This window comes from Streptomyces himastatinicus ATCC 53653 (genome assembly GCF_000158915.1).
GTDB classification, from domain to species: domain Bacteria; phylum Actinomycetota; class Actinomycetes; order Streptomycetales; family Streptomycetaceae; genus Streptomyces; species Streptomyces himastatinicus.
This window is the reverse complement of record NZ_GG657754.1, coordinates 3,049,086-3,073,207: the sequence shown is the minus strand read 5'-3', so window position 1 is coordinate 3,073,207 and position 24,122 is coordinate 3,049,086. Positions and strand designations below refer to the sequence as shown.

Annotated in this window: 17 protein-coding genes, 3 pseudogenes and 1 riboswitch; of the genes and pseudogenes, 15 read left to right on the top strand and 5 right to left on the bottom strand. The window is 72.2% G+C overall.

The window, feature by feature from the left end; translation table 11 throughout:
• The 4 genes and pseudogenes from SSOG_RS12435 to SSOG_RS12420 form a co-directional block, all read left to right on the top strand.
• Positions 1–352 (top strand): annotated as a pseudogene (locus SSOG_RS12435) (ABC transporter); the annotation flags it as partial.
• Positions 353–545: 193 nt separating this feature from the next.
• Positions 546–1,496, top strand: coding sequence for a FadR/GntR family transcriptional regulator (locus SSOG_RS12430; RefSeq protein ID WP_063631560.1), 951 nt, complete (start codon positions 546–548; stop codon positions 1,494–1,496).
• Between the two features lie 580 nt (positions 1,497–2,076).
• Positions 2,077–3,585: an RNA polymerase sigma factor gene (locus SSOG_RS12425; protein ID WP_009714568.1), complete on the top strand. Its 1,509-nt coding sequence runs from the start codon at positions 2,077–2,079 to the stop codon at positions 3,583–3,585.
• A gap of 206 nt (positions 3,586–3,791) precedes the next feature.
• The gene (locus tag SSOG_RS12420) at positions 3,792–4,622 is read left to right on the top strand and encodes a S1 family peptidase (RefSeq protein ID WP_039937350.1); all 831 of its coding nucleotides are present in this window, start codon (positions 3,792–3,794) and stop codon (positions 4,620–4,622) included.
• Between the two features lie 194 nt (positions 4,623–4,816).
• On the opposite strand, the gene SSOG_RS12415 is transcribed toward SSOG_RS12420, so the two are convergent.
• Positions 4,817–5,047, bottom strand: a complete 231-nt coding sequence (locus tag SSOG_RS12415) for a DUF7455 domain-containing protein (protein ID WP_009714566.1) — start codon at positions 5,045–5,047, stop codon at positions 4,817–4,819.
• Positions 5,048–5,490: 443 nt separating this feature from the next.
• Between SSOG_RS12415 and SSOG_RS12410 the strand changes: the two genes are divergently transcribed.
• From SSOG_RS12410 to SSOG_RS12385, 6 genes are all read left to right on the top strand, one after another.
• The gene (locus tag SSOG_RS12410; protein WP_009714565.1) at positions 5,491–7,614 is read left to right on the top strand and encodes a DNA gyrase/topoisomerase IV subunit B; all 2,124 of its coding nucleotides are present in this window, start codon (positions 5,491–5,493) and stop codon (positions 7,612–7,614) included.
• A 152-nt stretch (positions 7,615–7,766) separates the two neighbouring features.
• Entirely contained in the window at positions 7,767–8,270 is a 504-nt protein-coding gene (locus SSOG_RS57430; protein WP_009714564.1) for a DUF1453 family protein, read from the top strand.
• 20 nt (positions 8,271–8,290) lie between these two features.
• Positions 8,291–9,445 carry a sensor histidine kinase gene (locus SSOG_RS12400; protein WP_009714563.1) on the top strand — a complete coding sequence of 385 codons (1,155 nt, stop codon included), beginning with the start codon at positions 8,291–8,293 and terminating at the stop codon, positions 9,443–9,445.
• Positions 9,442–10,146 carry a response regulator transcription factor gene (locus tag SSOG_RS12395; RefSeq protein ID WP_039937348.1) on the top strand — a complete coding sequence of 235 codons (705 nt, stop codon included), beginning with the start codon at positions 9,442–9,444 and terminating at the stop codon, positions 10,144–10,146. Before SSOG_RS12400 ends, SSOG_RS12395 begins: the two co-directional genes overlap by 4 nt.
• A 107-nt stretch (positions 10,147–10,253) precedes the next feature.
• Positions 10,254–10,709 (top strand): DUF485 domain-containing protein, encoded by a 456-nt coding sequence (locus SSOG_RS12390; RefSeq protein WP_078510593.1) that lies wholly within the window; start codon positions 10,254–10,256, stop codon positions 10,707–10,709.
• A complete protein-coding gene (locus SSOG_RS12385) occupies positions 10,706–12,313 on the top strand; it encodes a solute symporter family protein (RefSeq protein ID WP_039937346.1) in 1,608 nt (535 codons plus the stop codon). Before SSOG_RS12390 ends, SSOG_RS12385 begins: the two co-directional genes overlap by 4 nt.
• Before the next feature lie 24 nt (positions 12,314–12,337).
• On the opposite strand, the pseudogene SSOG_RS12380 reads toward SSOG_RS12385, so the two are convergent.
• The 3 genes and pseudogenes from SSOG_RS12380 to SSOG_RS12370 all read right to left on the bottom strand — a co-directional run.
• Positions 12,338–12,991 (bottom strand): annotated as a pseudogene (locus tag SSOG_RS12380) (response regulator); the annotation flags it as partial.
• Positions 12,992–13,035: 44 nt separating this feature from the next.
• Positions 13,036–14,617 (bottom strand): annotated as a pseudogene (locus SSOG_RS12375) (ATP-binding protein).
• Between the two features lie 87 nt (positions 14,618–14,704).
• A complete protein-coding gene (locus tag SSOG_RS12370) occupies positions 14,705–15,790 on the bottom strand; it encodes a ferredoxin family protein (RefSeq protein ID WP_086015787.1) in 1,086 nt (361 codons plus the stop codon).
• A 260-nt stretch (positions 15,791–16,050) separates the two neighbouring features.
• Between SSOG_RS12370 and SSOG_RS12365 the strand changes: the two genes are divergently transcribed.
• Complete coding sequence (locus tag SSOG_RS12365; RefSeq protein WP_064273609.1) at positions 16,051–16,374, top strand: tetratricopeptide repeat protein; 324 nt, start codon at positions 16,051–16,053, stop codon at positions 16,372–16,374.
• 89 nt (positions 16,375–16,463) lie between these two features.
• Here the strand turns inward: SSOG_RS12365 and SSOG_RS12360 are convergent, their stop codons facing one another.
• Positions 16,464–18,914, bottom strand: a complete 2,451-nt coding sequence (locus SSOG_RS12360; protein WP_009714556.1) for a DNA gyrase/topoisomerase IV subunit A — start codon at positions 18,912–18,914, stop codon at positions 16,464–16,466.
• 230 nt (positions 18,915–19,144) lie between these two features.
• On the opposite strand from SSOG_RS12360, the gene SSOG_RS12355 reads away from it, so the two are divergent.
• The 4 genes from SSOG_RS12355 to SSOG_RS12340 all read left to right on the top strand — a co-directional run.
• Entirely contained in the window at positions 19,145–20,521 is a 1,377-nt protein-coding gene (locus SSOG_RS12355) for a M16 family metallopeptidase (RefSeq protein WP_039937342.1), read from the top strand.
• 20 nt (positions 20,522–20,541) lie between these two features.
• Positions 20,542–21,927, top strand: coding sequence for a M16 family metallopeptidase (locus SSOG_RS12350; protein WP_086015860.1), 1,386 nt, complete (start codon positions 20,542–20,544; stop codon positions 21,925–21,927).
• Positions 21,928–22,151: 224 nt separating this feature from the next.
• Positions 22,152–22,313, top strand: a riboswitch (cyclic di-AMP (ydaO/yuaA leader).
• 14 nt (positions 22,314–22,327) lie between these two features.
• On the top strand, positions 22,328–23,122 hold the full coding sequence (locus tag SSOG_RS12345) for a M23 family metallopeptidase (protein ID WP_009714553.1): 795 nt from the start codon (positions 22,328–22,330) through the stop codon (positions 23,120–23,122).
• A gap of 199 nt (positions 23,123–23,321) precedes the next feature.
• Positions 23,322–24,122 (top strand): GntR family transcriptional regulator (locus SSOG_RS12340; protein ID WP_245606286.1); only part of this gene is annotated, 801 nt, incomplete at its 3' end.

Genomic DNA, 24,122 nt, shown 5'->3' with positions numbered 1-24,122 from the left:
GATGGCGAGCGTTTTCGGCCTCACCATCGACTGCTCATGGGCAGGACTGCTCGCCGCGGGGGTCTTCCGGTCCACCGCGCTCGGGCTGGCCACGCTCCTCGCGGTGCCGCTCCTGGCGGTTCCCGTGGTCCGGCGCGCGATGGACGAACCGTCGCTGCACTCGCTCGTCGGGCTGCCGCACCGGCTGCGCGCCGTGGCGCTGGACCGTCCGCCGTCCATGCTCAACCGGGGAGTGGCGGCCGTGCTGCGGCTCGCCGGTCAGCCCGTGGGGCAGGCCCTGATGCTGTCGGTGGCGGTGCTGCTGTTCGCCTATGCCCTCACCGGGCTGCGCGGCAGAAGAGCCCGCCAGTAGGCGGCCCTGCCGCGGACCGGGACGCAGGGGCCGGTCCGCGGCAGGGGATCGCGGACCGGTCCCCGTGCCCCGGGAGCGGCTCGTCGGTGGTTGCGCAGGGGCTGCTCATGAAGTGGTCGCAACTCCGGTGAAGGGTGCTGCTTTCTGTCCGAATCAGCGTCAATTGTGAGGTAATGGGCGATCACCCTTTCGTGTGCTTTTCACCAAAGACCTCAAGGGTCTCCGGAGCGTCGCCGACAAAGGATGCGTGAGTACCCTTGCGCACACCACCATGACCGCGGCTCGTCCCGCCGACTCCGGCCTCGCCGGCTCGGGCGAGCTTGACCGCTACTCCTACGCCGACGCCCCCGGCGCCGACCGCGGCAGCGCCCCCTCCTGGGACGGCGCGGACGCGGAGATCGGCCGGGTGGGCCGCCGCGCGGCCGGCAACCGGGGCCGCGGGCTGCACGGCCAACTCGTTCAGCAGCTCGGCCAGATGATCGTCTCCGGCGACCTGGGCGCGGACCGCCCGCTGGTCCCGGAGGAGATCGGCCAGCGGTTCGAGGTCTCCCGCACCGTCGTCCGGGAATCGCTGCGCGTCCTCGAGGCCAAGGGCCTGGTCAGCGCCCGCCCCAACGTCGGCACCCGGGTCCGCCCGGTCAGCGACTGGAACCTGCTGGATCCGGACATCATCGAGTGGCGCGCCTTCGGGCCGCAGCGTGACGACCAGCGCCGCGAGCTGTGCGAGCTGCGCTGGACGATCGAGCCGCTCGCGGCGCGCCTCGCCGCGGGGCACGGCCGCGAGGACGTGCAGCAGCGGCTGGCCGACATGGCGGAGATCATGGGGCACTCGCTGACCCAGGGCGACACCCTCACCTTCTCCCGCGCCGACGCCGAGTTCCACGCCCTGCTGCTCCAGGTCGGGGGCAACCGGATGCTGGAGCACCTGGCGGGCATCGTCGCCGCCGCCCTCCATGTCTCCGGCGCGCCGGCCAGCGGCTGTGACCGGCTCACCGAGGCGAGCGTCGGCCACCACCGCCGGATCGTCGAGGCGGTCGGGTCGGGGGACGCCGCCGCGGCCGAAGGGGCGATGCGCCAACTCCTGACCGTGCACCCCGACCTCGACCACGCCGAGGTCGGGGTGCCCGCGCCGCGCGAGCACTGACCCCGCGGCGCGTACGGCGCCCGGGGTGTACGGCGTATGGCACGCCGCGGGCGCGGGCCGCCGGCGGTGGGCGGCGTACGGCGTACGGAGCGGCGTCGCCGGATCCCGCCCGCGGGTTCGGCGGCGCGGCGCGGAGTCCGGCGGCGGCGCGGAGCGTGGCGACGGCGGCTGGCACGGAGCGTGACGGCGGCGCGGAACCTGGGGTTCGGGACGTGACATGAGACGCAGTACGGGCGGACCAGGAGGGCCGCCCGGGAGTCGGCGTGTGATCGACTCGGAGTTATCTGTCCCGTTCGGTGGGTATTAGACCGATATGTGGTGTGACTCGAGCACGACGATCGGCGTAACGCTCTTTGGGGCAGCGCGATGATTAGAGTGCTGCCGCGAGGAATACGGATGTCGCTCGCGACGCTGACTCTTCGACTTCGTCCGGGCGCCGTCGGTTCATCCTGCCGCGGTCGTCGCTCCGGTCACAGCGGAACGGGGCCGGAAGCCGGTTTCCAACGTTCCGAGAGGTTGTTCGTTGTCGGCCAGCACATCCCGTACGCTCCCGCCGGAGATCGCCGAATCCGAGTCTGTCATGGCGCTCATCGAGCGGGGAAAGGCTGAGGGGCAGATTGCCGGCGATGACGTGCGTCGGGCCTTCGAGGCTGACCAGATTCCGCCAACCCAGTGGAAGAACGTTCTGCGCAGCCTCAACCAGATCCTCGACGAGGAGGGTGTGACGCTGATGGTCAGTGCCGCAGAGGCGCCCAAGCGCACCCGCAAGAGCGTCGCAGCGAAGAGTCCGGCAAAGCGCACCGCCACCAAGACCGTCGCGGCCAAGACGGTCGCAGCCAAGAAGGCCCCCGCCGCTCCGGCCGCTCCCGCGGCCGCCGCGGGAGGCCCGGCCGAGGAGGCGTCGGCGGCCCCCGCGAAGAAGGCCGCCGCCAAGAAGGCCACCGCGAAGAAGACCGCGGCGAAGAAGACCACCGCCGCGAAGAAGACGGTCGCGAAGAAGACCACCGCCAAGAAGGACGTCACCGACGAGATCCTCGAGGCCGAGGACGTCATCGAAGAGGTGCCGACGGGCGGCAAGCCCGCCCCCGAGGGTGCCGAGCCCGAGCCGGAGAACGCGGGCTTCGTGCTCTCCGACGAGGACGAGGACGACGCGCCCGCGCAGCAGGTCGCCGCGGCCGGCGCCACCGCCGACCCGGTCAAGGACTACCTGAAGCAGATCGGCAAGGTCCCGCTGCTCAACGCCGAGCAGGAGGTCGAGCTCGCGAAGCGGATCGAGGCCGGTCTGTTCGCCGAGGACAAGCTCGCCAACTCCGACAAGCTCGCCCCCAAGCTCAAGCGCGAGCTGGAGATCATCGCCGAGGACGGCCGCCGCGCCAAGAACCACCTCCTGGAGGCCAACCTCCGTCTGGTGGTCTCCCTGGCCAAGCGCTACACCGGCCGCGGCATGCTCTTCCTGGACCTGATCCAGGAGGGCAACCTCGGTCTGATCCGCGCCGTCGAGAAGTTCGACTACACCAAGGGCTACAAGTTCTCGACGTACGCCACCTGGTGGATCCGCCAGGCGATCACGCGTGCCATGGCCGACCAGGCCCGCACCATCCGTATCCCGGTGCACATGGTCGAGGTCATCAACAAGCTCGCGCGGGTGCAGCGCCAGATGCTCCAGGACCTGGGCCGTGAGCCCACTCCGGAGGAGCTGGCCAAGGAGCTCGACATGACCCCCGAGAAGGTCATCGAGGTCCAGAAGTACGGCCGTGAGCCGATCTCCCTGCACACCCCGCTGGGTGAGGACGGGGACAGCGAGTTCGGTGACCTCATCGAGGACTCCGAGGCCGTCGTCCCGGCCGACGCCGTGAGCTTCACTCTGCTCCAGGAGCAGCTGCACTCGGTGCTCGATACGCTCAGCGAGCGCGAGGCGGGCGTGGTGTCCATGCGCTTCGGCCTCACCGACGGTCAGCCGAAGACGCTCGACGAGATCGGCAAGGTCTATGGCGTGACGCGTGAGCGCATCCGCCAGATCGAGTCCAAGACCATGTCGAAGCTGCGCCACCCGTCCCGCTCCCAGGTCCTCCGGGACTACCTGGACTGATGGGCGGCTTCCGCACCGCATAGCGCCAAACGAAGGCCGGGCCTCCTCGGAGAGCCCGGCCTTCGGGCTGTCGGAGGTGCCCTCCGGGGACGGATCACCCGGTTGGCCGAGGACGGCCCGCCCCGGTTGGCCCCCTTCGGGATGCGGACCGCGCCGGGCGGGGTGACGCTGGGTGGGCGACTCGCTTCGTACGGTCAGGAGGCTGCATGCGTAAGTCGCTGTTCCCGCTCCCCGCCCGCCTCGCCGTGCTGCTCGCCGCCGCGCTCGCGCTGCTGTTGCTCGCGCCCGCCCCGGCGACGGCCGATCGCGCCGTGGTGGGCGGCCACCGGGTCCGTACGGCCGAGGCGCCCTGGGCGGTCGCGCTGGCCAGCCGTGAGCTGTTCGGAGCGAAGCGTTCGGGCCAGTTCTGCGGCGGTGCGGCGGTGACGCCCACGAAGGTCATCACGGCGGCGCACTGTCTGAGCCGGGCGGTGCTGGGCAAGAAGTGGCAGGAGGTGCGGGACCTACGGGTGATCGTCGGCCGCAATGATCTGCGGGGGACCCGCGGGGTGGAGATGGCGCCCGCGAAGGTGTGGGTCAATCCGGCGTACCAGTCCGACGAACGGGCCGGTGACATCGCGGTGCTCACCCTGGGGCGGCCGCTGCCGCCCGCCTACGTCATCCGTATGGCGCGGGCCGGGGATCCGGCGTACCGGGCCGGGAGCAAGGCGCTGGTGTACGGCTGGGGCGACACGGACGGTGACGGCAGCTATGCGCTGACGCTGCGGGCCACGGCGGTACGCGTCCTGACCGACGCGACGTGCCGGAGCGCCTACCCGGGCAACGCGGAGGGCGACTACCAGTCGGCCTCGATGGTCTGTGCCGGGGTTCCGGGCGGCGGCCGGGACGCCTGTCAGGGGGACAGCGGAGGTCCGCTGGTCGCCGACGGGCGGCTGGTGGGCCTGGTGTCCTGGGGGAGTGGCTGTGCGGTGGCCGGGCGGCCGGGCGTCTACACCCGGGTCTCGGCGGTGGTGTCGCTGGTGGCCGCGTATGGCTGAGACGGCCGAAGGGGTGCCTCAGGCCCGCCGGGAGGCCCGGGAGGGGCCGGAGGGTTCCCCGGGGTCCTGGGGGCGGGACGGTGTCAGTGGGTCACGACACGCCGCGACGAGCGAAGGCGGCCCTCCCCTGGCTGGGGCGGGCCGCCCGACATCCGGCCCTTGGCCGGCTTCGCTCGTCGTCGTGGCGCGAGGCGTCAGCGTTCGTCGTCCGACGCAGACGCCGGAGCGGCGGTCAACCGCTCGGTCTCGTCCTGTATTTCCGCGGCGATCTTCTTGAGTTCCGGCTCGAACTTGCGACCGTGGTGGGCGCAGAAGAGCAGTTCACCGCCGCTCATCAGGACGACGCGCAGGTATGCCTGAGCGTTGCAGCGGTCGCAGCGGTCAGCGGCCGTCAGCGGGCTCGCGGGGGTCAGAACAGTAGTCACGTCGCCTCTTCTCTAGCTCGACGAGCTGTCGTACCAGGGTCAACATCCAACCAGCCCGATATCGTTCCCGCTCGTGGCTTTTTCTCAAAAATTGCTTCTGAGTGGGCCGGATGGTGACGGTTGGCGGCGAATGAGCCGTATTGCGGTGGTTTACGGATTCACGTCGCTTGTCGGGTTTTGTCCTCCCGGCCGGGTTGCCGGTTGTGAATGAGGACGTGCCCGGAGCCTAAATGGTTCATGCCTCCAAGGGAACGTGATGTGTGCTTCACGCCAAACGGGCTATCGAACGTACGAGCGAAACTGTGGCGGCCTGGACTAGGATGGACGTTTCACGGGTGGCGGCACGAAGGCTCTATCAGGCCTCGGTACGCTCTGACGGGCGACCCGTGCCACCATCGTGCCCACAAGTTGGGCCAACAGAAATTCAGCGAGGAGCGAACCGCGTGACCGCCGACACGTCCGTGCCGTCCACTGCGCTGCTGACCGGAGCAGACCGGGGCGGCTCCAACTACACCGCGCGGCACCTTCTCGTCCTCGAGGGGCTCGAGGCAGTGCGCAAGCGGCCCGGTATGTACATCGGATCGACCGACAGCCGCGGTCTCATGCACTGCCTCTGGGAGATCATCGACAACTCCGTGGACGAGGCCCTGGGCGGCTATTGTGACCGCATCGAGGTGCATCTGCACGACGACGGTTCCGTGGAGGTCCGGGACAACGGCCGGGGGATCCCGGTCGACGTCGAGCCCAAGACCGGGCTGTCCGGCGTCGAGGTCGTCATGACCAAGCTGCACGCCGGCGGCAAGTTCGGCGGGGGCGCGTACGCGGCCTCCGGCGGTCTCCACGGCGTCGGTGCCTCCGTGGTGAACGCGCTGTCCAGCCGTCTCGACGTCGAGGTGGACCTGCACGGCAAGACCCACTCGATCAGCTTCCGGCGCGGCGTCCCCGGGATCTTCACCGAATCCGGACCGGACGCCCCCTTCGACCCCTCCAGCGGCATCCTCAAGGGCAAGCGGGTCCCCAAGACCCGCACCGGCACCCGCATCCGCTACTGGTCGGACCGGCAGATCTTCCTCAAGGACGCCAAGCTCTCCCTGGAGACGCTGCACGCCCGCGCCCGCCAGACCGCCTTCCTGGTGCCGGGCCTGACGCTGGTCGTCCGGGACGAGCGGGCTCTCGACGGCCGGGAGGGGCCCGTCGAGGAGGAGTTCCGCTACGACGGCGGCATCAGCGAGTTCTGCGAGTACCTCGCCCAGGACAAGGCCGTCTGCGACGTGATGCGCCTGTCCGGGCAGGGCACCTTCAAGGAGACCGTGCCGGTCCTCGACGAGCGCGGCCACATGACGCCGACCGAGGTCACCCGGGACCTGGGCGTCGACATCGCGCTGCGCTGGGGTACCGGCTACGACGCCACCACCAAGTCCTTCGTGAACATCATCGCCACCCCCAAGGGCGGCACCCACGTCTCCGGCTTCGAGCGCTCGGTCACCAAGACCGTCAACGAGGTGCTGCGCTCCTCCAAGCTGCTGCGCGTCGCCGAGGACGACGTCGTCAAGGACGATGTCATGGAGGGCCTGACCGCCGTCGTGACCGTGCGGCTCGCGGAGCCGCAGTTCGAGGGCCAGACCAAGGAGGTGCTGGGCACCTCGGCCGCCTCCCGGATCGTGGCCAACGTGGTCGCCAAGGAGCTGAAGGCGTTCCTGACGTCCGCCAAGCGGGACGCCAAGCAGCAGGCCCGCGCCGTCCTGGAGAAGATCGTCGCCGCGGCCCGTACGCGCATCGCGGCCCGCCAGCACAAGGAGGCGCAGCGCCGCAAGACCGCGCTGGAGTCCTCCTCGCTGCCCGCGAAGCTGGCCGACTGCCGCAGCGACGACGTGGACCGCAGCGAACTGTTCATCGTCGAGGGCGACTCGGCGCTCGGTACGGCCAAGCTCGCCCGGAACTCCGAGTTCCAGGCGCTGCTGCCGATCCGCGGCAAGATCCTCAACGTTCAGAAGTCGTCCGTATCGGACATGCTGAAGAACGCCGAGTGCGGATCGATCATCCAGGTCATAGGAGCCGGTTCGGGCCGTACGTTCGACATCGACCAGGCCCGCTACGGCAAGGTGATCTTCCTCGCCGACGCCGATGTCGACGGCGCCCACATCCGTTGTCTGCTGCTCACGCTCTTCCAGCGCTACATGCGGCCGATGGTGGAGCAGGGGCGGGTCTTCTCGGCCGTGCCGCCGCTGCACCGGGTGGAGCTGGTCAACCCGAAGCGGGGTCAGGAGAAGTACATCTACACGTACTCCGACAACGAGCTGCGGGAGACGCTGCTGGACCTGGAGCGCCGTGGGGTCCGCTACAAGGACGGCATCCAGCGCTACAAGGGTCTCGGCGAGATGGACGCCGACCAGCTCGCGGAGACCACGATGGACCCGCGTCACCGCACGCTGCGGCGCATCAACATCAGCGACCTGGAGGCCGCCGAGCAGGCGTTCCACCTGCTCATGGGCAACGAGGTCGCGCCGCGCAAGGAGTTCATCACCAACTCGGCGGCGACCCTGGACCGGTCGCGTATCGACGTCTGAGGCGTCCGCGAGGCCCCTTGGGGCGGCCGTCTCTCCACCCCCGGGTGGAGAGACGGTTTCCACCCGGAATCCGCCCTGGCTCCGATCTCCGCGGCCGGGCCTCTCCGTAGCGTCGGGAGCGTTCTCGTTCCCGCCCCACGGAGGCCCTTGTCATGCCGGAACTCGCCCGGGCCGTGCTCATCGCCGCGGTCGTCGTCATCGTGCTCGTACGGCAGTTCCGGCCGCAGAAGATCACCGAGGACGCGCGGCGCTGGTGGGTGGTGCCGGTGGTGCTCGGCTTCCTGGCGCTGCGTGAACCCGGGCTGATCAACCACGATCACCGGGTGGCGGCCGCCGCGCTGCTGGTGGTGGAGATCCTCGTCGGGGTGGCGACCGGAGCCGGGTGGGGGTGGACCAGCCGGGTGTGGACGGACGGTTCCGGCGCGGTCTGGGCCCAGGGCGCGAAGGCCACGGCGCTGGTGTGGGCCGGTGCCCTGGTGTGCCGGGCGGTGCTGGCGGGAGTGGGCGCGCTGGCGGGCGTACCGCAGGGCAGCGGCCCGCTGATGCTGTCGCTCGCGGCGTCCCTGCTGTTGCGCGGTGGCGTCGTCATGATGCGGGCGCGGGGGCTGGAGCCGGTGCCGGGCGCCGCCGGTGCCCGGGGCACGGTCGGCCGGTGAGCGCGGGGCACACTGGGCCCATGGGCGGATGGACACAGTGGCCCTCGCGGCAGGCGCTGTCGCGGGAGGGCGTGCCCCGGACCAGGCTGCTGATCAACGGTGGCATCTGGCTGGGCCTGACGGGCTGGCTGCTGGTGGACGCCCTCCGGAGCGATGCCTTCCAGGGGTGGGGGCGGGTGGCGCTGATCGGCGCCCTCGTCGGGTGCGCCGCCCTGGTGGAGGTGTTGCGCCGGGTCACCCTCGACCACCGGCTCGCCCCCGCCCTGGTGCTGATCGCCGTGCTGATCGCCGCAGGTGCCGCGCTGCATGCCGCCGGGGCGCGGACCCCGTCCGCCGCGGTGTGGGTCGTGAGCGCCATCGTCGCCATGGAACGGCTGCCGCTGGTGATCGCGCTCGGCTGCGCGGCCGTGGCCTCGGGGGCGTACGTACTCGCGAGCGGCAACTCCCCGCTCGCCGAGGCGGCCACCGCCGGGGCCCTGGTGATCGGCGGCTATGCGCTCCGGCTGGACGAGGAGGCCCGCGGAACCGGCTACCGGCTGCTCGAACAGGAGCGGATGGCCCGGCGGGCGGAGGCCGAGTCGGCGGCGCTGGCCGAGCGGTCCCGGATCGCCCGGGAGATCCACGACGTGCTGGCGCACAGCCTGTCCGCCCAGCTGGTCCACCTGGAGGCGGCGCGGCTGCTGATCGAGCGCGGCGAGGACTCCGCGAAGGTGCTGGACCGGGTGGTCGCCGCCCGGGGGATGGCCCGCGACGGACTCGCCGAGACCCGGCAGGCGCTGTCCGCGCTGCGCGGCGAGATGGCCCCCGTCGAGGACTTCCTGCGGGAGTCGGCCGCCGCCGAGGGCGCCCGCTTCGTACGGGAGGGCGAGCCGCGGACGCTGACCGCGGAGGCGGGACTCACGCTCCGCCGGGTCGTGCAGGAGGCGCTGACGAACGTCCGCAAGCACGCGCCGGGCGCCCGGGTGGAGCTGCGGCTGGGCTACGCCGAGCACACGGTCTCGCTCGAGGTCCGCGACGGCGGCGCCCGCTCGGCACCGGCCGCCGCCGGTCTGACGGTGAGCGGCGCCGGGTACGGTCTGCTCGGAATGCGCGAGCGCGCCGAACTCCTGGGCGGCACGCTGGAGGCGGGACCGGAAGGGGAGGGGTTCGTGGTGCGACTGCGGGTGCCGCTGTGACCGCGCGGGTCGTGGTGGCCGACGACCAGACGGTGGTGCGCGAGGGCATCGTGATGCTGCTGGGGCTGCTGCCCGGTATCGAGGTCGTCGGCTCGGCGGGCGACGGCGAGGAGGCGCTGCGGCTGGTCGCCGAGCTGGCCCCGGACGTCGTACTGATGGATCTGCGGATGCCCCGCTGTGATGGCGTGGAGGCGACGCGCCGGGTGTGCGCCGAGCATCCGGGCACCCAGGTCGTGGTGCTCACCACCTACGCCGACGACGATTCGCTCTTCCCGGCACTGCGCGCCGGTGCCCGCGGCTATCTGACCAAGGACGCCGATGCCGACGAGATCCTCCGGGCCGTGGAGGGCGTGATGTCGGGGGACGCCGGGCTGTCGCCCCAGGTGCAGCGGCGGCTGCTGGAGTGGCTCGCGGAGCGAGGTGGGTCCGACCGGGACGAGCCCGAGCGGGAAACGGCCGCCGGGCCGCTGCCTGACGGGCTCACGCCCCGCGAGGCGGAGGTCCTGGCGCTGGTGGCCGGAGGGCTGTCCAACCCGGAGATCGCGCGTCGGCTGATGATCGCGCCCGCCACCGTGAAGACGCACATCAACAACCTGTTCGCCAAGACCGCGGTCCGCGACCGCGCCCAGGCCGTGCGCTACGCCTACCGCCACGGCATCGCCGCTCCACGGGGCGACGATTCCGGGTCGTTCATCACCTGAGTCACCTGATGGGGTGAACGTCCGGTATTGGAGTATCCGCGATCTTCTCCCTCTGTCCATCCTTGGGCACGCCAACGCGGCAGTGAACAAGGAGCTTTCGGGTGGACATGCACAACGCGCGCGATGCCGGGGCGGCCCGGCTGGACGATCCCTGGTACGACGCGCTCGCCTCCGGCTGGGGCGGGCCGGACGAGCCGGACGAGACGGCCGGTCCGCCCCGGCGCGCCCGCCCGCCCGCCGCCGAGGAGGTGTACACCGAGGTGCACGGCAGCGCCGCCTTCCAGGAGGTGCGCAGGCGCTACCGCCGCTTCGTCTTCCCCGCGGCCGCCGCGTTTCTGCTCTGGTATCTCGCGTATGTGGTCGCGGCGACCACGGCTCCCGGTGTGATGGCCCGTCCGGTGGCGGGGGCGCTCAATGTCGCGATGGTCGCGGGGCTCGCCCAGTTCGCCACCACCTTCCTGCTGACGTGGGCGTACGCCCGCCATGCCCGGCTGCGCAGGGACCGGGTCGCACTGGAGCTGCGCTGGGTGACGCAGGAGATGATGCGGGGGCACGGGCGGTGACCGGCAATCAGCAGAGCCTCGCGCTGCTGCTCTTCGGCGTCTTCGTGGCCGCCACGCTCGCGATCACCACCTGGGCGAGCCGCCGGCGGCAGGGCTCCCCGGAGGAGTTCTACGCGGGCGGGCGGCTGTTCTCCCCGATGGAGAACGGCTTCGCCATCGCGGGCGACTACATGTCGGCCGCTTCCTTCCTCGGCATCTCCGGCCTCATCGCGCTCTTCGGCTACGACGGAGTGCTCTACTGCGTGGGCTTCCTGGTGGCCTGGCTGGTGGTGCTGCTGCTGGTCGCCGAACTCGTCCGCAACTGCGGCCGGTTCACCCTCGCCGATGTGCTGGCCGCGCGGATGAGCGAGCGTCCGGTGCGGATCGCCGCGGGCGTCTCCTCGGTCACCGTCTGCGTGCTCTACCTCGTCGCCCAGATGGTCGGCGCGGGCAGCCTGGTCGCCCTGCTGCTGGACGAGACGGGGTCCCGGGCCAGGTCCTGGACGGTCATCGGCGTCGGCACCCTGATGGTCGTCTTCGTCGCGCTGGGCGGGATGCGGGCCACGACCTGGATCCAGATCGTGAAGGCCGTCCTGCTGATGGGCGGTGCGGTGGCGCTCACCGTGCTCGTGCTGGTCCGCTTCCACGGCGACATCGACAGCCTGCTGAGCACCGCGGCGCGGCACAGCGGGCACGGCAGCGACTTCCTCGCCCCGGGGCTCGCGTACGGCGACGGCTGGACCGCCCGGCTGGACTTCGTGAGCCTGGGCGTCGCCCTCGTGCTGGGCACCGCCGGGCTGCCGCACATCCTCTCGCGCTTCTACACCGTGCCGACCGCCCCGGCCGCCCGCCGGTCCGTCATCTGGTCGATCGGGCTGATCGGCGGCTTCTACCTGATGACGATCGTGCTGGGCTTCGGCGCGGCGGCCGTGCTGGGCAGCGATGCCGTACGCAGCTCCAACGCGGCGGGCAACACGGCCGTGCCGCTGCTCGCGCTCGACCTCGGCGGGGGCGCCGGGTCGACGGGCGGGACGGTGCTGTTCGCGATCGTCGCCGCCGTCGCGTTCGCCACCATCCTCGCCGTCGTCGCCGGGATCACCCTCGCCTCCTCGGCCTCCGTCGCCCACGACCTGTACGCCTCGCTGAGCCGCCGCAAGGACCGCACACCGCGCAGCGAGGTCGCGGTCGCACGGGTCGCGGCGGTCGGGATCGGGGCGGCGGCGATCGGCCTGGGGCTGCTCGCCGACGACCTCAACGTGGCCTTCCTGGTGGGGCTCGCCTTCGCGGCCGCCGCGTCGGCGAACCTCCCGGTGCTGCTGTACTCGCTGTTCTGGCGGCGGTTCACCACGCGCGGAGCGGTGTGGTCGGTCTACGGCGGGCTGGTCCCGGCGGTGGTGCTGGTGGTGTTCTCCCCGGTGGTCTCCGGCGGGCCCGAAGCGATCTTCTCCGGAGTGGACTTCCACCTCTTCCCGCTCCAGAACCCCGGTCTGGTCTCGGTCCCCCTGGGCTTCCTCGCCGGCTGGCTGGGCACGGTCCTCTCCGACGAAGCCGCGGACGCCCGGGGGCACGCGGCCCGGCACGCGGAGACGGAGGTGCGGGCCCTCACCGGGGCGGGCGCGGCCTGAGCACGCCGCGCGCCCCCTCGGAGTTCAGACCCAGTCGTAGCGGTGTTCCGGGCGGCCGGTCTCGCCGTACTTGAGGCTGAGCCGTACCCGGCCCGTGCGCTCCAGGAGCTTCAGATAGCGCTGGGCGGTCTGTCTGCTGAGAGACGCGCGCTCGGCGACCTCCTGGGCCGACAGCGGGCCGTCGGCGCCGCGCAGCACCTCCCGTACGAGGTCGGCGGTGAGCGCCGAGTGGCCCTTGGGCAGCTCGGCGGGGCCCGCCGAGGCGCCGCCCAGGGCGCCGAAGATCCGGTCCACCTGGTCCTGTCCGGCCTCGCCGCCGCCCGCCAGGGCGCGGCGCAGCGCCGCGTAGCCCTCCAGCTTGGCGCGCAGCCCGGCGAACGTGAACGGCTTGACCAGGTACTGGAGCGCGCCGTTGCGCATCGCGGCCTGCACGGTGCCGATGTCGCGGGCGGCGGTCACCATGATGATGTCGGTGTGGTGGCCCCGCTGCCGCAGCCGCCCCACCAGCGCGAGCCCGGTCTCGTCCGGCAGGTAGTGGTCGAGCAGGACGAGATCGGCGTGGCCGCGCTCCAGGAAGGCCAGCGCGTCGGCGGCCGTGTGCACCTGCCCGGCGATGCGGAAGCCCGGCACCTTGCCGACGTACGCCGCGTTGACGCGGGCGACCCGTACGTCGTCGTCCACGACCAGTACCTCGATGAGACCACCCGGGCCGGTGTCCGATGTCATCGCGGCTCTCCTGTCACGGTCAGCGGCGCGTCGGCCGGTTCCTCGGTCAGCGCCTCGGGGAGGACGACGGTGAACTCGGCGCCGCCGCCGTCGCGGTCGGCCACCCGTGCGCTGCCGCCCTGGCGCTCGGCGAGGCGGCGCACCAGGGCCAGCCCGATGCCGCGCTGTCCGTGCGCGGGCGGCTTCTTGGTGGACCAGCCCTCGGTGAACACCAGGTCGCGCCGGTCGGCGGGGACGCCGGGCCCGGTGTCCGAGACCCGCAGCAGCACCGTACGGTCGTCCGCGCACAGCTCCACCTCGACCCGCGGCTCGACCGAACCGACCCGCCGCGTCCAGCGCGTTGTCGATCAGGTTGCCGACGATCGTCACCAGCCCCGGCGGATCCACCAGCCGGTCCGGCAGCAGGGTGTCCTCGGCAATGCGCAGCGACACCCCGCGCTCCGTGGCGACCGTGGCCTTGCCGACCAGCAGGGCGGCCAGCAGCGGATCGTGCACCCGCTCGGTGACCTGCTCGGCGGTGGCGCGGTGGACTCCGACCGCCTCGGTGATGAACTCCACCGCCTCCTCGTGGAGTTCGAGTTCGAGCAGGCCGAGGAGGGTGTGCATCCGGTTGGCGTGCTCGTGGTCCTGGGCGCGCAGCGCGTCGATCAGCCCGCGGGTGCCGTCCAGTTCGCGGCCGAGCCGCTCCAGCTCGGTGCGGTCGCGCAGGGTGGCCACCGCGCCGCCGTCGTCCGTGGGCATCCGGTTGGCGACCAGCACCCGGCCGCCGCTGACGGTCAGCAGATCGGCGCCGGTGACCCGCCCGGCCAGCACATCGGTCGTACGGCCGGGCGGCAGCACCGCCTCCAGCGGCTGTCCGGTGTCCTCGGCGCGCAGGTCCAGCAGCCGCTGCGCCTCGTCGTTCATCAGCCGGATGCGGCCGTGGGCGTCGAGCGCGACGACGCCCTCGCGGATGCCGTGGAGCATGGCCTCGCGCTCGGCGAGCAGTGAGGAGATATCGGAGAAGGCCAGGTCATGGGTGCGCCGCTGGAGCCTGCGGGACACCAGATAGGCCGCCAGGGCGCCGACGGCGAGCGCGCCGCCCGCGTACGCGAGCATCCCGGGCAGCGCACCGAGCAGCCTGCCGCGCACGGTCTCGTACGCGATGCCGACCGACACCGCGCCCACGATGCGGCCGTCCGCGTCGCGCAGCGGCACCTTGCCGCGGGCCGAGCGGCCGAGCGTGCCGTTGTCGATCTGCATGACCTCATGGCCCGCGAGGGCTTCCTCGGGGCTGGTGGAGACGTGCTTGCCGATCTCGTCCGGGGAGGTGTGCGACCAGCGAATCCCGCGCCGGTCCATGATCACGACGTATTCGGCGCCGGTCGACCGGCGGATGCGGTCCGCCGCGGCCTGGACCGGGCCGCCCGCCGAGGGGCGGGTGTGCTGGAGCGCCGTGACCAGCCGCGGTTCGGAGGCCGTGGTCTGCGCGATGGCCAGCGCCCGGCGCATGGCCTGGTCGTCGAGCTGGGAGCCGAGCGGGCGCAGGAAGAGGCCGGTCGCAAGCACGGTGACGCCCGTGGCGATGGCCAGCTGCATCAGCAGGACCTGGGAGAAGACGCGTCGGGGCCAGCCGATGCGCCACCTTGTGGCCGCGGAGGGCGGCCCCGGCGAGTAGCGCGGCGCTCATGGCAACGAAGGGTAACGAAGGGCGGGCCTCTGCGCACGCCCCAGTACCCCCGGGGGTTGCCCGTGCGGCGGGGGAGGCCGCCCACACCCGGTCGCCCAGCGCCTGGCGGCGGTGACCGTCCGTCCGTCGCGCGCGGGCCGCACAGCCCGGATGCCGACCACGTCCATACGGGCCGGGGACCCCAGCGGCGAGCCGCAGCTCTGCTGCCGCGGCGGGGCGGCGGCCGTCTGCGCCACGCTCACCCGCCACACCCGGCCGTCGGTGTGCGCCACGGTCACCGACCAGGCGGGGGCGGCGCTCTCGGTCCGTACGACGGTCAGCGCGTCGGCCCCGTCCTCACTGGTCAGCTCGCGGACCGCCAGCTCGGCGGCCTGCCCGGGCCGCTCCCAGGCGGAGCGGCCGCGGCAGCCCTCGGTGGCCACTCGGTTCTCGCGCAGCGCCGCGAGGGTGTCCTTGACGTCCTGGGCGGTGACCCGGCCGTAGGCGTAGCCGTGCGGCAGGACGACGAGCGTCGGCGAGAAGCGGTGGCCGCCGATGTGGGTGATCTCCCAGGTGCCCTCCACTCCGGCGGCGGTCAGCTCGGCGGCCAGCGGGCGGCCGAGCAGCGCGCAGCAGCGGTCGCGCTTGCCGTTGGTGCACACCAGCACCAGCGGGTCGCCGGTGTACTCCTCCCACTCCCCGGGGAGGCCACCGGGAGCGTCATCGGCCGCACCGGAAAGGCCGCCCGCGTCGCCCGCGCCCAGCGCGGCGAAGTCCAGGCCGAGCAGCTCCCCCGGGTCGGCGAGGGCGGTCGTGCGGATCCAGGAGCGGCCGGGCCGGGTGTGCGCCACGAACACCCGGTGACGGCTGCCCGCGTGCAGGTCGGCATGGCGGCCGGGCCGGCGGATCAGCGCGACCCGGACGCCGGTGCCCTCGGCGGCGCGCTCCAGGGCGCGCCCCACGGCGGGGTCCAGGCGGCTGGCGGTCAGGGCCTCGGTGCCCCAGGGGCCCGGTTGTTCGACAAGCAGCCAGGTGGGGGCGGTGGCCGCCGTCCCGGCGAGCGGCTCGGACAAATCCCGGGAGGCGGTCGTGCACGTGCTCACGAAGGTAAGCCTAACCTCTGTCGATCAACTTCGCGCACGGGTGGGGTAATCAGGGTGACGAGGGAGCGAGACGGTCCGGTTCCCCGGGGCCGCGCACCTGGTTCCCCGGGGCCGCACACCCCATTCCGCGGGGACGGGGACGGCGGGAGAATGGCGCTCCGGGGGCGGAGGGGGTTCCGATGCGCGGGCTGTGGGCGCGGTGGCGCGGACGCCGCGGGAAGCGTGGGGCGCGGCGGCTGGATCCGGGCTTAAGGGCGAGGGTGCGGGCGGCGTACGCCGAGGGACGGCCGATCCCCGAGGAGCTCGCCCGGCAGGCGGCGCTCGCCGGTGACCGGGAGGGCATGACGGTCTACGGCATCGGGCTCGGCAACCGTGGCGCGTACCCGGAGGCCCTGCACTGGCTCGGCAAGGCGGTCGACGCCGGGGACCTCACGGCGCTGGTGGTGCTCGGCACCCTGCATCTGGACCTCGGCGATCCTGCCGAGGCGGAGCGGCACTTCCGGAAGGCGGCCGACCGCGGCCACCCCGGCGCCCGGATCGCGCTCCGGGAGCTACGGGCGCGGCGCAACGGAGCCGGGCACTGAGCCCCGTACGCATCGCTCCTGGTGGCCGCATGCGCAGGGGCGCGGCACCTCTGCGGTGCCGCGCCCCTGACCGTCCGTTCCCGCCGTGCCTACACCGGCCCGGCGACCACCGCCACCGGCTTGGTGAGCGGCACTCCGGAGCCGTCCCGGCGCGGATCGGGCTCCGGCAGCGGCACCGGGGCGCCGGTGGCCGACGCCGCGCGGGCCGGGGTCGCGCCCGCCCAGGCCAGCACCAGACAGTCCTCGCCCTTGAGGAACCGCTGACAGCGCACCCCGCCCGTGGCCCGCCCCTTGCGCGGGTACTGGTCGAAGGGGGTGAGCTTGGCCGTCTGCTGTACGGAGTCGTCGAGCGTGCCGTGCGTACCCGAGACCGTGAACACCACCGCGTCGACCGCCGGGTCGACCGCTGTGAACGAGATCACCTTCGCGTCGGGCGCGAGCTTGACGCCCGCCATGCCGCCCGCGGCGCGCCCCTGCGGCCGCACCTGGCCGGCCGGATAGCGCAGCAGATGCGCGTTGTCGGTGATGAAGACCAGATCCTCCTCGCCGGTGCGCAGCTCGACCGCGCCCACGATCCGGTCGCCCTCCTTGAGGCCGATGACCTCCAGCTCCTCCTTGTGGGCCGGATAGTCCGGGACCACGCGCTTGACGACGCCCTGCTCCGTGCCGATGGCGAGCCCCGGTGAGGACTCGTCCAGGGTGGTGAGGCAGATCAGCTCCTCGCCCTCCTCCAGGGAGAGGAACTCGGCGATCGGCGCCCCGCCCGCCAGGTTCGGCGTCCCGGGGGACTCCGGTAGCTGGGGCAGGTCGATCACCTGGAGGCGCAGCAGCCGCCCGGTCGACGTCACCGCCCCGACCTCCGCGCGGGCCGTCGCCGGGACCGCCGAGACGATCACGTCGTGCTTGCTGCGCTTGGTCTGCTCGCCCGCGAACGGCTCCCCGTTAGCCGTGCGCGCCAGCAGCCCGGTGGAGGACAGCAGCACCCGGCACGGGTCGTCCGCGACCTCCAGCGGCACCGCGGCCACCGGGGCGTCGGCGGACTCCAGCAGCACCGTGCGCCGCGGGGTGCCGAACTTCTTGCCCACCGTGGCCAGTTCGGAGGAGACCAGCTTGCGCAGCTCGGCGTCCGAGTCGAGGATCCGGGTCAGCTCCTCGATCTCCGCGTTGAGCCTGTCGCGCTCCGATTCCAGCTCGATCCGGTCGAACTTGGTCAGGCGGCGCAGCGGAGTGTCCAGGATGTACTGCGTCTGGACGTCCGACAGGTCGAAGCGGTCCATCAGCGTTTCCTTGGCCTGCGCCGAGTTCTCGCTGGACCGGATGAGGCGGATGACCTCGTCGATGTCGAGCAGGGCCACCAGCAGCCCCTCGACCAGGTGCAGCCGGTTGCGCCGCTTGGTGCGCCGGAACTCGCTGCGCCGCCGCACCACGTCGAAGCGGTGGTCGAGGTAGACCTCCAGCAGCTCCTTGAGCCCCAGCGTGAGCGGCTGGCCGTCCACCAGCGCCACGTTGTTGATGCCGAAGGACTCCTCCATCGGCGTGAGCTTGTAGAGCTGCTCCAGCACGGCCTCCGGGTTGAAGCCGTTCTTGATCTCGATCACCAGGCGCAGGCCGTGCGCACGGTCGGTGAGGTCCTTGACGTCCGCGATGCCCTGGAGCTTCTTCGCGCCGACCAGGTCCTTGATCTTGGAGATGACCTTCTCGGGACCGACGGTGAAGGGCAGTTCGGTGACGACGAGGCCCTTGCGGCGCGGCGTCACGTCCTCCACGGCCACCGTGGCGCGGATCTTGAAGCTGCCGCGCCCCGTCTCGTACGCGTCCCGGACACCGGCGAGCCCGACGATCTGTCCGCCGGTCGGCAGGTCGGGACCCGGCACATGCCGCATCAGCGTGTCGAGGTCGGCGTTCGGATGCCTGATCAGGTGGCGGGCGGCGGAGACCACCTCGCCCAGGTTGTGCGGCGGCATGTTCGTCGCCATGCCGACCGCGATTCCGGACGTGCCGTTGACCAGCAGGTTCGGATAGGCGGCGGGGAGGGTGACGGGCTCCTGCTCGCTGCCGTCGTAGTTCGGCGAGAAGTCGACCGTGTCCTCGTCGATGGACTCGGTCATCAGCGAGGTCGCCGAGGCCATCCGGCACTCGGTGTACCGCATCGCGGCGGGCGGGTCGTCGTTCCCCAGCGAGCCGAAGTTGCCGTGGCCGTCGACCATCGGCAGGCGCATCGAGAACGGCTGCGCCATGCGCACCAGCGCGTCGTAGATCGACGCGTCACCGTGCGGGTGGAGCTTACCCATCACCTCGCCGACGACGCGGGCGCACTTCACGAAGCCGCGCTCGGGGCGCAGCCCCATCTCGTTCATTTGGTAGAGGATGCGTCGGTGCACGGGCTTGAGCCCGTCGCGGGCGTCGGGCAGCGCGCGCGAATAGATGACCGAGTAGGCGTACTCCAGGTAGGAGCCCTGCATCTCGTCGACGACGTCGATGTCGAGGATGCGCTCCTCGAAGTCGTCCGGCGGCGGACTCTTCGTGCTGCGGCGGGCCATCGCGCTTGCGGCTCCTTCAACGGCAGAGCGGGATCTGACGCGGACCATTGTGGCCCCGTCCACCGACAACTGTGGAACGGGCCGTCCCCGAACGGCACGGCGGGACCCTGGCCGGACCTTTGCGTGACGGGAACTTCGCCAGATGTCCGTGCGGTTGCATACAGTGACAGAAGCGCTCATCACGCGGTTCGCACGCGCATCATCACGCGATCGAAGGGACGTACATGCCCATGGGTCACACGGCCACGCAACAGGCCGGCTCCGGCGGCCTGAAAGCGACCGAGCACCGTCTGGCCAATGGCCTGCGGGTGGTGCTCTCCGAGGATCACCTGACCCCGGTCGCCGCGCTCTGCCTCTGGTACGACGTCGGCTCACGCCATGAAGTCAAGGGGCGTACCGGCCTCGCCCACCTCTTCGAGCACCTGATGTTCCAGGGCTCGGCCCAGGTGACGGGGAACGGCCACTTCGAGCTGGTCCAGGGGGCCGGCGGCTCGCTCAACGGCACGACCAGCTTCGAGCGCACCAACTACTTCGAGACGATGCCCGCCCACCAGCTCGAGCTGGCGCTGTGGCTGGAGGCGGACCGGATGGGGTCCCTCCTGACCGCGCTGGACGACGAGAGCCTGGAGAACCAGCGCGACGTCGTCAAGAACGAGCGCCGCCAGCGCTACGACAACGTTCCGTACGGCACCGCCTTCGAGAAGCTCATCGCCATGGCCTACCCCGAGGGCCATCCGTACCACCACACCCCGATCGGCTCGATGGCCGACCTGGACGCCGCCTCCCTGGAGGACGCCCGGGAGTTCTTCCGCACGTACTACGCGCCGAACAACGCGGTGCTGTCCATCGTCGGCGACATCGACCCCGAGCAGACGCTCGCCTGGATCGAGAAGTACTTCGGCAGCATCCCCTCCCACGAGGGCAAGCGGCCGCCCCGCGACGGCACACTTCCGGAGGTCATCGGCGGACAGCTGCGCGAGGTCGTGGAGGAGGAGGTCCCGGCCCGCGCCCTGATGGCCGCCTACCGGCTGCCGCACGACGGCACCCGTGAGGCCGACGCCGCCGACCTGGCGCTGACCGTCCTCGGCGGCGGCGAGTCCTCCCGGCTGCACAACCGGCTGGTGCGCCGCGACCGTACGGCCGTCGCCGCCGGGTTCGGCCTGCTGCGACTGGCGGGCGCGCCGTCGCTGGGCTGGCTGGACGTGAAGACCTCCGGCGGGGTCGAGGTACCCGGCATCGAGGCCGCCGTCGACGAGGAGCTGGCCCGCTTCGCCGAGGAGGGCCCGACGCCGCAGGAGATGGAGCGCGCCCAGGCGCAGATCGAGCGCGAGTGGCTGGACCGGCTGGCCACCGTCGGCGGCCGCGCCGACGAGCTGTGCCGGTTCGCCGTGCTGTTCGGCGACCCGCAGCTGGCGCTGACCGCCGTGGGGCGGGTGCTGGACATCACCGCCGAGGAGGTGCGGGCCGTGGCCGCGGCGCGGCTGCGCCCCGACAACCGCGCCGTGCTGGTCTACGAGCCCGTCCAGGGCGCCGAGGACGCGGACGACGAATCCTCCGGCGCCGCAGAAGCCGCCGACACCGACGCAGAAGGGGAGGCGGCCCAGTGAGCGACGCCGTCACCGCCACCATGACCTTCCACCCGCAGCCGCAGGGCGGCGCCCCCAAGCCGTGGGCCTTCCCGGCGCCGGAGCGCAGTGAGCTGTCCAACGGGCTCACCGTGCTGCGCTGCCACCGCCCCGGCCAGCAGGTCGTCGCCGTGGAGATCAACCTCGACGCCCCGCTGGACACCGAACCGGCCGGTCTGGACGGCGTCGGCACGATCATGGCGCGCGCCCTGTCCGAGGGCACCGACAAGCACACCGCCGAGGAGTTCGCCGCCGAGCTGGAGCGCTGCGGCGCCACCCTGGACGCCCACGCGGACCACCCCGGCGTCCGGGTCTCCCTTGAGGTGCCGGTCTCCCGGCTGCCCAAGGCGCTCGGCCTGCTGGCCGACGCCCTGCGCGCCCCCGCCTTCCCCGACGGCGAGATCGAGCGGCTGGTGCGCAACCGGCTGGACGAGATCCCCCACGAGCTGGCCAACCCGGCCCGCCGCGCCTCCATGGCCCTGGCCAAGGAGCTGTTCCCCTCCGAGTCGCGGATGTCCCGGCCGCGCCAGGGCACCGAGGAGACCATCGAGGGCATCGACGCCGCGGCGGTGCGCGCCTTCTACGAGGCGCACGTCCGGCCGTCCACCGCGACCGCGGTCGTCGTGGGCGACCTGGCCGGTGTCGACCTCGACCAGGCCCTCGCCGACACCCTCGGCGCCTGGACCGGCGGTCCGGCCCCGCAGCGCTCGGTCCCGCCGGTCATCGCCGACGACACCGGCCGTGTGGTGATCGTCGACCGGCCCGGCGCGGTCCAGACCCAGCTGCTCCTCGGGCGCATCGGCGCCGACCGGCACGACCGTGTCTGGCCCGCGCAGGTGCTCGGCACCTACTGCCTGGGCGGCACCCTCACCTCCCGGCTGGACCGGGTGCTGCGCGAGGAGAAGGGCTACACCTACGGGGTGCGCGCCTTCGGCCAGGTGCTGCGCTCGACGCCGCCCTCGCCGGCCGGCGGCGGCTCGGCGGGCGCCTCGCTGCTGGCGATCAGCGGTTCGGTGGCCACCGAGGTCACCGGCCCGGCGCTGGACGACCTGTGGACGGTGCTGCGGACGCTGAAGGAGGAGGGGCTGACGGACGCCGAGCGCGATGTCGCCGTGCAGAACCTCGTCGGCGTCGCCCCGCTGAAGTACGAGACGGCCGCCGCCGTCGCGGGCACGCTCGCCGACCAGGTCGAGCAGCACCTGCCGGACGACTTCCAGGCGCAGCTGTACGCCCGGCTCGCCGAGGCGGGGACGGTGGAGGCGACCGCGGCGGTCGTGAGCGCCTTCCCGGCCGACCGGCTGGTGACGGTGCTCGTGGGTGACGCCTCGAAGATCGAGGAGCCGGTCAGGGCGCTCGGCATCGGAGAGGTGCGCGTCATCACCGGCTGAACCGCCCTCCGCGGGGCCCGATCTGTCCCGGGCCCGGCTCAACGCATTAGCAGCACAAGGACCCTGGCGTCGAGTGAGACGCCAGGGTCCTCCTGTATGTCCGATTTGAGGGGCGTTTGGTTTGTGGCGAGAACAACAAAAACCCGTAACCGTTTGGTGATCGAAACGCGGCCCGTCTAGCGTCAGTGCGGCTGTTCGCCGGATACCCGCCGCACCCGCGGCACGGACAGCCATCGCCGAGTCCCATGGTGCGAGTGCCAGGGGAGCCGGGGACCCAAACGTCCCTGGGGTGAATCGGACGCCTTCCCCGGCCGGGGGAGGGGCCCGTAGGAGACCTTCCTGCTCCGAACCCGTCAGCTAACCCGGTAGGCGAGAAGGAAGGAAAGGAGTGCGCCACACCATGGCGTTCACCCGTGCCGCCGGGAAGCACCGACGTCCCAGCCAGACCGCCGTCCGTACCGGCGCGAACATCGCTGGCATCACCACCGTCGCCTCGGGCGTCGTCGCCGGCATCGCCGGCCCGGCCCTCGCCGCGACCGGCGAGACGCCGTCTCCCCAGGACACCGGTCTCAGCCAGGCGATGGTGATCGGCGACAGTCTCTCCGGCCAGATCGACGCGCAAGCCCAGGCCCAGGAGAGCGCCGCCGAGGCCGCCGCCGCCAAGGCGAAGGCCGAGGCCGTGGCCCGCCAGGAGGCCGCGCGGAAGGCCGATGCCGCCGCGAAGAAGGCCAAGGCGGAGCGCGAGGCCAAGGAGCGCGCCGCGCGTGAGGAGGAGCGCAAGCGCCTCAACACGTTCGTCTCGCCCGTCGACGGCTCCTCCGTCTCCACCGGTTACCAGGCGTCCAGCGGCCTGTGGTCCTCCGGCAGCCACACCGGCATCGACTTCAGCGCCTCCACGGGCACCGAGGTGCAGTCGGTGGGCATGGGCGAGGTCGTCGAGGCGGGCTGGGGCGGCTCGTACGGCAACAACGTCGTCATCAAGATGAACGACGGCACCTACACCCAGTACGGCCACCTCTCCTCGATCGGCGTCTCGGTCGGCGAGAAGGTCACCCCCGGCCAGCAGATCGGTCTGTCCGGCGCCACCGGCAACGTCACCGGCCCGCACCTGCACTTCGAGGCCCGCACCACCGCGGAGTACGGCTCGGACATGGACCCGCTGTCGTACCTGCGTTCGCACGGCGTCAACCTCTGACCCGTCGCCGCTCCTGTCGAAAGGCCCCGTCCGCTCCGGACGGGGCCTTCGGCGTGCCCCGCCGCTGTGACCAAAAAATATCCCTGAATTGCCTTCGCCCATCGGAAATCCCGGCGGCTTCGAATAGAGTCGCTGAACACGCGTCAATCGGATGCGTTTCGCGGGGTTGAGGCGGAGGTTCGACAATGCGGGACCGGAAGTGAACGGGGATACGGCCGCACTCCAGGGCGGTCGCCGGATTTCGGCGCATGCGGTGTGCACGGCGATTCGTGACGACATCATCTCCGGTACCTATCCGCCCGGCAGCCGGCTGACCGAGGAGCTGCTCGCCCGGCGCTACGGGGTCTCCCGGGTGCCCGTCCGCGAGGCGCTGCGCACCCTGGAGTCCGAGGGCTTCGTCACGACCCGGCGGCATGCGGGCGCCTGCGTCGCGCAGCCGTCCGAGAAGGAGGCGGCCGACCTCCTGGACATCCGGGCCCTGCTGGAGCCGCTGGGCGCCGCCAGGGCCGCCCAGCGCCGCACCGAGGGGCATCTGAAGGTGCTGCGCGGTCTGGTCCGGCTCGGCCAGGAGCGGGCCCAGCGCGGCAGGCTGGGCGAGCTGCGCTCACTGGGCGACTGGTTCCACGAGACGCTCGCCCAGGCGTCCGGCAGCCCGAGCCTGGCGGGAATGCTGGTGCAGCTGCGGCGCAAGACGGCCTGGGTGTACGCGGCGGACCCGGCCCGGCAGGCCGCGCAGGGGATGCAGTCCACGCAGGTCGTGCAGGCCGCACCGGGCATACCGGGCGCGGCCGGGCGCGCCGACCCGTCGGTGCGCGCCGTCGAGTCCTGGGCGGAGCACGGGGCGATCGTGGACGCGGTCGCGCGCGGCGACGCCGACCGGGCGCGGGCGCTCGCCGCCGCACACACCGAACGCTCGCTGGCCGAATACCGATTGCGAAACGCGTCCCAGGTGAGAACTTCGAACACATTCCGTAAACACGGCGAGCGGCCGGAATTAACA

What these genes read in the sequence shown, in the direction of transcription:
- SSOG_RS12355 (WP_039937342.1), top strand. Translation starts at nt 19,145, where the DNA reads ATGGGTCACACGGCCACGCAACAGGCCGGCTCCGGCGGCCTGAAAGCG.
- SSOG_RS12420 (WP_039937350.1), top strand. Translation starts at nt 3,792, where the DNA reads ATGCGTAAGTCGCTGTTCCCGCTCCCCGCCCGCCTCGCCGTGCTGCTC.
- SSOG_RS12360 (WP_009714556.1), bottom strand. Translation starts at nt 18,914, where the DNA reads ATGGCCCGCCGCAGCACGAAGAGTCCGCCGCCGGACGACTTCGAGGAG.
- SSOG_RS12425 (WP_009714568.1), top strand. Translation starts at nt 2,077, where the DNA reads ATGGCGCTCATCGAGCGGGGAAAGGCTGAGGGGCAGATTGCCGGCGAT.
- SSOG_RS12350 (WP_086015860.1), top strand. Translation starts at nt 20,542, where the DNA reads ATGACCTTCCACCCGCAGCCGCAGGGCGGCGCCCCCAAGCCGTGGGCC.
- SSOG_RS12390 (WP_078510593.1), top strand. Translation starts at nt 10,254, where the DNA reads ATGCACAACGCGCGCGATGCCGGGGCGGCCCGGCTGGACGATCCCTGG.
- SSOG_RS57430 (WP_009714564.1), top strand. Translation starts at nt 7,767, where the DNA reads ATGCCGGAACTCGCCCGGGCCGTGCTCATCGCCGCGGTCGTCGTCATC.
- SSOG_RS12345 (WP_009714553.1), top strand. Translation starts at nt 22,328, where the DNA reads ATGGCGTTCACCCGTGCCGCCGGGAAGCACCGACGTCCCAGCCAGACC.
- SSOG_RS12400 (WP_009714563.1), top strand. Translation starts at nt 8,291, where the DNA reads ATGGGCGGATGGACACAGTGGCCCTCGCGGCAGGCGCTGTCGCGGGAG.